Source organism: Acidobacteriota bacterium, from assembly GCA_012517875.1.
In the GTDB taxonomy this organism is placed as follows: domain Bacteria; phylum Acidobacteriota; class JAAYUB01; order JAAYUB01; family JAAYUB01; genus JAAYUB01.
In genome coordinates, this window is record JAAYUB010000065.1 from 1 (window position 1) to 7,379 (window position 7,379).

The 7,379-nt window shown below is 65.5% G+C and carries 8 protein-coding genes; 6 read left to right on the top strand and 2 right to left on the bottom strand.

The features are described from left to right. Positions 1 to 102 precede the first annotated feature (102 nt). The 3 genes from GX414_07005 (at position 103) to GX414_07015 (ending at position 3,286) form a co-directional block, all read left to right on the top strand. Positions 103 to 828: a glycosyltransferase family 2 protein gene (locus GX414_07005; GenBank protein NLI46839.1), complete on the top strand. Its 726-nt coding sequence runs from the start codon at positions 103 to 105 to the stop codon at positions 826 to 828. A gap of 140 nt (positions 829 to 968) precedes the next feature. Beyond that, positions 969 to 2,570 carry a hydroxylamine reductase gene (hcp, locus tag GX414_07010; GenBank protein ID NLI46840.1) on the top strand — a complete coding sequence of 534 codons (1,602 nt, stop codon included), beginning with the start codon at positions 969 to 971 and terminating at the stop codon, positions 2,568 to 2,570. Positions 2,571 to 2,653: 83 nt separating this feature from the next. Continuing rightward, entirely contained in the window at positions 2,654 to 3,286 is a 633-nt protein-coding gene (locus GX414_07015) for an MBL fold metallo-hydrolase (protein ID NLI46841.1), read from the top strand. 6 nt (positions 3,287 to 3,292) lie between these two features. Here the strand turns inward: GX414_07015 and xth are convergent, their stop codons facing one another. Both xth and GX414_07025 read right to left on the bottom strand, forming a co-directional pair. Next, positions 3,293 to 4,060: an exodeoxyribonuclease III gene (xth, locus tag GX414_07020; GenBank protein ID NLI46842.1), complete on the bottom strand. Its 768-nt coding sequence runs from the start codon at positions 4,058 to 4,060 to the stop codon at positions 3,293 to 3,295. Then, the gene (locus GX414_07025; GenBank protein NLI46843.1) at positions 4,057 to 4,449 is read right to left on the bottom strand and encodes a cupin domain-containing protein; all 393 of its coding nucleotides are present in this window, start codon (positions 4,447 to 4,449) and stop codon (positions 4,057 to 4,059) included. Before GX414_07025 ends, xth begins: the two co-directional genes overlap by 4 nt. A 199-nt stretch (positions 4,450 to 4,648) precedes the next feature. Here GX414_07025 and GX414_07030 point away from each other — a divergent pair, with 199 nt between their 5' ends. The 3 genes from GX414_07030 to GX414_07040 all read left to right on the top strand — a co-directional run. Next, entirely contained in the window at positions 4,649 to 6,157 is a 1,509-nt protein-coding gene (locus tag GX414_07030) for a PrsW family intramembrane metalloprotease (GenBank protein ID NLI46844.1), read from the top strand. Between the two features lie 81 nt (positions 6,158 to 6,238). After that, a complete protein-coding gene (locus tag GX414_07035) occupies positions 6,239 to 7,147 on the top strand; it encodes a YihY/virulence factor BrkB family protein (protein NLI46845.1) in 909 nt (302 codons plus the stop codon). 7 nt (positions 7,148 to 7,154) lie between these two features. Further along, the coding region (locus GX414_07040; protein NLI46846.1) for an S-adenosylmethionine:tRNA ribosyltransferase-isomerase at positions 7,155 to 7,379 on the top strand (225 nt) is incomplete at its 3' end.

Genomic DNA, 7,379 nt, shown 5'->3' on the forward strand with positions numbered 1-7,379 from the left:
CCTGCAGATAATTCATACCCGCGGGCCGGTCAAGCTGTTCGCCATACCTCCACCGGTCGGGATCGGTGTTGCGCCGTCGCCCGTTTCGCCTGGGGTCGGTCCATGAAGCTATCTGTGCTGATTCCGGTTTACAACGAAGCCGCCACCATCGCAGCCGTTCTGGAGCAGGTGACCCGGGTGGACCTTGGGGGTGCCGTGCGGGAAGTCATCGTTGTGGATGACGGCTCCACCGATGACACCGCGGAGCGGGTGCAGGCGTTCATCGCCGCGGCTCCGGCCGGAAGCGAAATTCGCTTTGTTCACAAGGCCAATGGCGGCAAGGGATCGGCCATTCGTGAGGGTCTCCGCCACGCCGGTGGTGACTTTGTTCTGGTCCAGGATGCAGACCTGGAATATGATCCGCGGGATCACGTCCGGCTGCTTCAGGCTGCGGTCTCCCGCGGTGCCCCAGTTGTGTACGGATCGCGCAATCAGAGCGGGCGGAACCCGCGTTCCAGCCTGGCCTTTTACTGGGGCGGCCGGCTGCTGTCGGCGTGGGCCAACGTGCTGTTCGGATCGCGCCTCACCGACTATGCAACCTGCTACAAACTGCTGGACCGCCGTCTGATGGAAGAGCTGCAACTGGCGTGTGATGGTTTTGAATTCTGCGCCGAGGTCACAGCCAAAGTGCTGCGCCGGGGTATGTCTATCGTGGAGATCCCCATCAGTTACCATCCCCGCAGCTTCGCCGAAGGAAAGAAAATCCGGGCGCGGGACGGGATGATCGCCGCCTGGACCTTCCTGCGTCTGCGCTTTTCGCGTTCCGCAGCGTCCCCCCCGTGCGCCTGACGGGGCGCACCGCGCGACCCATGTCGGCCGGCGCCTTTCTGCCCGGTTTTTGACCCAGATCAAACGCCGCTGCCGATTTCCGGTGAGAATGGTCTGCGCGGGGATCCGCTTCGGCGCCCCGATCATCCAGGAGAACGACCATGCACATGTATTGTTACCAATGCCAGGAGACCGGTGAAAAAACCGGCTGCCGCTACCACGGCGCCTGCGGCAAAACGGACGAAACCGCCAATCTTCAGGATCTGCTGATCCATGTCCTGAAGGGGATTGCGGTGTGCGCCGAGGCGGCACCCTCCGGGCGGCCCGTGGACCGCGACGCGGGGCTCTGCATCGCCCGGTCGCTCTACGCCACCATCACGAACACGAACTTTGATCCGGACCGCTTTGTGACCATGATCCGCGAAGGGCTGCAGATCCGGAACCGCCTGCGCGACCGGCACCGGCCGTCACTCCCGCCCTCCCTGCATGACATGGTCACCTGGGACGAAACCGACGTCTGGCGGCTGCGCCAGAAATCCATGACGGTGGACATCCGCAACACCCCCAGCGAGGACGTCCGCTCGCTCCGGGAGCTGACCACGTACGCTTTAAAGGGCATTTCGGCGTACGTGGTCCACGCCGCGGTCAACGACTTCTACGACGATACGCTGCTCGGCGCCGTGATCCGGCTGCTGGCGGCTATCGCCCGGGAGGAGGACGAGTCGGCACTCGGTGATCTGGCCATCGAGGCGGGCCGGGTCATGATCGACGCCATGGCGCTGCTGGACCGCGCCAACACCGCCGTTTACGGGCAGCCGGAGGCGGTGCCGGTTCCGCTGGGCACGCGCACCCGCCCGGGTATCCTGGTGACCGGTCACGATCTCAAGGACCTGGTGGAGCTCCTGGAGCAGACCGCGGGCACCGGCCTTGACGTGTACACGCATTCCGAGATGTGGGCGGCCCACTACTACCCCGCCCTGCGCCGGCATGCTCACTTGGTCGGCAACTATGGCAACGCATGGTGGATGCAGGATTTCGAATTCGCCAGTTTCAACGGCCCCATTCTGGTCACGTCCAACTGCATCGTGCCGGTCCAGGACGCCTATCGGCATCGGATCTTCACCACTGGCGCGGCCGGATATCCCGGGATTCCCCACATTCCGGACGCGCCGGCCGGTCAGGCCAAGGATTTCGGCGCCCTGATCCGGTTGGCGCACAGATGTCCTCCGCCCCAGCCCATCGAACAGGGCCGTGTTGTCGGCGGATTCACCCACGGATTCGTCTCCGCGCATTTGGATCGCGTTCTGAACGCGGTCCGCACGGGGAAGATTCGCCGGTTCGTGGTGATGGGCGGCTGCGACGGCCGCGATCCTCGGCGGCAGTACTTCACCGACCTGGCCCGGTTACTGCCGCCCGAGGTGGTCATCCTCACGGCCGGGTGCGCCAAGTACCGCTACATCAAGCTGCCGCTGGGCGACATCGCCGGTTTGCCCCGGGTGCTGGATGCCGGCCAGTGCAATGACTGTTATTCGCTGGTGCGGATCGCTCTGGCGCTTCAGGCAGCTCTGGGCATCGACGACGTCAATGACCTGCCCATAGACTTCGAGCTGGCTTGGTACGACCAGAAGGCGATCGGCATCATACTGTCGCTGCTGAAACTGGGCTTCCGCAAGGTGCGCATGGGGCCCACCCTGCCCCTCTTCCTGCAGACAGGGGCTGGTCGGCGCTTCATGGACCGGTACGGACTGGGCTGCACCTGCTGATCGCGTCCCCCGGTTGATCGGGCTACGTCCACTCGGGTCAGGGGCCGGCCCGGGCGGTGTCGCAGATCCGCAGGAGGTTCACGATGGTGTTCGAACAGATCATTCAGGGCCGCAGCCGGAATTTCGCCTACCTGTTTGCCAGCTGCCCGGGTGGCAGCGGCTTCGTCGTGGACCCTGGGCCGGACCCTGTCCCCGATCGTCTCTTGGAAATTATCCGTGACCTAAGGGCAGGTGTCAAGGCGATCATCCTCACCCATCATCATACCGATCATGTAGCAGGCACGGTCGCGTTGGCGGCGGCGACAGGCGCAGCCGTGCACGCCCACGCGGAGACAGCCCGCCTGCTTTCCGGCCGGGTGCGGGTGGACCGACTCCTGGTCGACGGCGCGATGCTCCGGTGGGAAGAGAACCTGAGTGCTGTGGTGTTGGCCACGCCCGGCCACGCCCCCGGGAGCATCTGCCTGGTGGTGAACGACACCTGGCTGGTCACCGGCGATACCTTGTTCATCGGCGACTGCGGCCGCACCGACCTGCCCGAGGGCGACGCGGCTGCACTGTTCCGGAGTCTCCAGCGGCTCAAGGAGCTCCCGGATCATCTGGCGGTCTGTCCCGGCCATGACTACGGCCCCGTCCTGATCCGCCGGCTGGACGAGGAGAAAGAGCACAACCCGGCGCTGCAGGCCGCCGACCTGGCCGCGTTCAACGCGATTCCCTGAGCGGTTTTAATCGAACGACGCCACGACCGGAGCATGGTCGGACGGCTTCTCCCCCTTTCGCTCGTCCCGGTGCACCGCCACACCGGAGCAGCGCGCCGCCATGGGCGCGCTGGCGAGGATGTGGTCGATGCGCAGCCCCCAGCCGCGGTGAAACGCGCCGCCGCGGTAATCCCACCAGGTGAAGATCGTCTCCTCCGGATGGTGCCGACGAAGTAAATCCGTCAGTCCCCAGCCGGTCAGGTGGCGCAACGCCTCCTTCTCCGGATCGGTGAAGAGCAGCTGCCCACGCCACGCCGCGACATCCCACACGTCGCGGTCTTCGGGGGCGACGTTGAAATCGCCCGCGAGCACCAAGGCGGACGCCGGCGGCAGCGCGGCGTCCAGCGAGTCGCGGAACCGACGGTACCAGGCCAGCTTCTCCTCGTAGCGAGGGGAATCCAGGGCGGTGCCGTTCGGGGCGTACACGCTCACGACGTGCACGCCGTCTACGGTGGCGGCGATCACGCGGCGGTCGGCATCGGCCGCATCGCCGGGGAGACCGCGCACCACTTCCGCCGCCGGGGCCAGGCTGAGCAGGGCGACCCCGTTGTATGTCTTCTGGCCGAAGACGGCGCAGTGGTAGCCCAGCGCCTCGATCTCGGCGAATGGGAACTGATCATCGACGACCTTGGTCTCCTGCAGACAGACGACGTCGGGCCGTTCCCGACCCAGCCAATCGAGCAGCCGGGGCAACCGGGCCCGGATGGAGTTCACGTTCCAGGTGGCGATTTTCACGGCGCGTCTCCATGGCGACATTCGGTTTCAAGATTTTTATAACACGTGGGTTGGAACCGGGGCGTGCACACGGCGAGGAAGATCAAATCCTCACTGCCGGTGTTGGCGATCCGCTGGCGGCACGCCGGCGGGATGAGCACCACATCACCCGGCGTGACGTCCTGCGGCGGCAGATCGCCCACCTCCACCCGGCCGGCGCCGGTGAGAATGACATAGCGTTCCACTGTCCCCGTCAGTCGGTGCCACCGCGTGGTGGCGCCGGGCGCGACACGCGCCCGGGCGATGGACACGTCCGGATCATCCGGACTGTTGGACAGTTCGAGGATGAAGCAACCCTCGGGAATGAACGACTCGGCGTCCGGAGTGACATGATGGATGGTTGCACGCATCGGGTGATCCTCTCACCGCCTGTTCCTGATTATACACCCGCGGCCGGCCGGGTTCGTCCAGCCGATGTCCGTGTCGGTCCGAGTGGGATGTGCTAAGCTTTTGACGGCCTCCCCGGCTTCGGCTACACTGGTGCCGGAAGGACCGATCCGGCAGGCTCCGGCTACAGAAACGGAACCCGGTCGCCGCCGCGGAGTTGACGTGAAACTGCAACTGGTCGTCGAGGGAAGCACCCTGCATGGCAGAGTCCTGCCGCTCGGCGACGGCTGGCTGCTCGCCGGCCGGGCGCCGGAGTGTACCCTGCGCTTCGATGCGGTCCGGGACAACACTGTCTCGGCGCGGCACGCCATCATCCAGCGGGAGATCAGCGGTCACGTCCTCTACGACCAGGACAGCCGCAACGGAACGTTTGTCAACGGGGTGAGGGTCCGGCGGGTGGAGCTCCAGCCGGGCGATGTGGTGGAACTGGGTACGGGCGGGCCCCGTTTGCGAGTGGTGCGTATGGCGGAATCTCCGCCGGCCGCGAGTCCCTTCACGCCGGCGAGTCCGCCGGTCCCGCCGCAGCCGCTGTCGCTCCACGAGAGCATCACGACGCTGGGCCTGTACAATCCGGAGAAGGAAAAACCGCGCCATTCCACCTGGCTCGGCGCGGCCGCGGCGGTATGCATCGGCGGCGGCATCGCCCTGTTGGTGTTGGTGGTCCTGCTGCTGAGCCTGGGGGTGACCGGAACGATTGTGGGTTTGATCGTGGCGTTCATCCCCGCGCCGTTCTACCTGGCGCTGTTCCTCTGGCTGGACCGCTACGATCCCGAGCCGGCGTGGGTCATCACCGCCGCCTTCGCGTGGGGCGCGCTGGTAGGAGTGCTCATCTCCTTCGCCATGAACACCTTTTTCGGCGCGGTAGCCTCGGCGATGGCCGGGGCGGAGGCCGGCGACGCCTTGTCATCCATCTTCTCCGCACCCATCATCGAGGAGGGGATCAAGGGGCTGGGCGTGATCCTGATCTGGCTGCTGCTGCGGCGGGAGTTCGACGACGTGCTCGACGGCGTCATGTACGCGGGGGTGATCGCACTCGGCTTCGCTACCGTGGAGAACGTGCTCTACTACGGCGGGATGTTTCTGAAAGAGGGAGTGGGCGGACTGGTTCCGGTGGTGATCATGCGGGGCGTGCTCTCGCCGTATTCCCATGCGCTGTTCACCTCAATGACGGGCATCGGCTGCGGATTGGCCAGAGAAACACACAATCGGGCGCTCCGGGTGGTGCTGCCGCTGGCGGGCCTGGCGCTGGCCATGTTTCTGCATGCCCTCTGGAATGCCGTGGCCACGTTCACCCAGGGTTTCTTCTTCGTGATCTACCTGATTGTCTGGCTTCCCCTCTTCATCGCTCTCCTGGTACTGGTGATCGGACTGGTGGTCCGCGAAGGGAAAATTGTGCGGCGGATGCTGGCCGTGGAGGTGACCACCGGCCGTCTCACCGATGCCGAATTGAAAGCGGCGGGTTCGTTCTGGAGCCGGCTCGGCTGGCCGCTGGCCGCGCTGCCTCATTGGGGCCGTTTCACCGCCCGCCGGCGGTTCCTGCGGGCGGCGACGAAGCTGGCCTTCTGCTTCTGGCATGTGGAACGGGCCGCGGCCTCGCGCGCCCAGACGATCAGCCTGCCGCTCATCCCCCGTTTCCGCGCCGAGATCAAGGAGCTGCGGGCGCGCCTCTGAAGGCGGCCGCCGCTTGGCCGGTTCTTTGGCGCGCTGTCCGGAGTTGTGATACCATTACCCGGTTGTTCCGGGAGCCGAGGCATGCTGAAACGGTTGTTTTTCCCCCGCAGCGAATCCGGCTTTCTCACCCTGGTGAGGTTGTCGCTGCGGAGCTTTTTCACCACCGGCGGCCCCACCACGTCCGCGGCCATTTCGTATTTCACCCTGATTTCGCTGTTTCCGGCATTCCTGCTGGTTGTGGCGGTGGGCGACATGCTGGTCCGGACCCACGAGCGCAGCCGGGAGGTGGTCCAGCAGGCGGTGGCCATCTTTCCGGCGACGACCCGCCACTTCATTCTCGACAACCTGGACACAATGATCGCCCCGCCATCGTGGGAGTCCATCATCACCTACGCCTCCATCTTCCTGTGGGCGGCCATGTGGTCGTTTCACCTGCTGGAGGAGGCCCTGGACAAGGCGTGGAACGTGGAGGCGAGCCGGTCGTTCTGGACGCGCAAACTGACCAACCTCTGGATCATCCTGGTCAGCACCGTTCTGTTCCTCGGCTCCACCACCCTTCTGGCGACCATCCGTTTCCTGCGGCCCCGCATCGTGGACGAGGGCTGGTCGGTGGGCGAGCTGTCGTTCCAGATCCTGCTCGGGCTCAGCGCCTATCTGCTGATGGCCCTGATGGTCACCTTGATTTATAAAATCCTGCCCAACACCTCCGTCTGTTTTACTGAGGCGCTCTCGGGCGGCCTGATCGCCACACTGATCTGGCAGCTGGCCAACACCATCTTTGTCTGGACGGTGCCGCTCTTCCACTACGAAGTGGTCTACGGATCGATCTGGGCGATCGTGGTGATCGTCGTGTGGGTGTACGTGTCCTGCTGGATCATCCTGCTCGGCGCGCACATGACCTATCACATCCACCGCTTCGCTGGCCCCCCGGCCGGCAAGTCTCCGGAATCACCCTCCGCGGCCAAAGCGGACACTGCCGGCCCAGCCTGACGATGCAATGCTGACATTGTCCGATTTCCAGTATGAGTTGCCTCCGGACCGGATTGCCCAACTGCCGGCGGACCGGCGTGAAGAGGCCCGGATGATGATCGTCGACCGGGCGGGGGCGAACGTCCGCCACGCGCAGGTGACCGACCTGCCCGACACGCTGCGGCCGGGCGACCTGCTGGTGCTCAACGACACCCGGGTCATTCCCGCCCGGCTGTTCGGTGTCAAGGCGGAC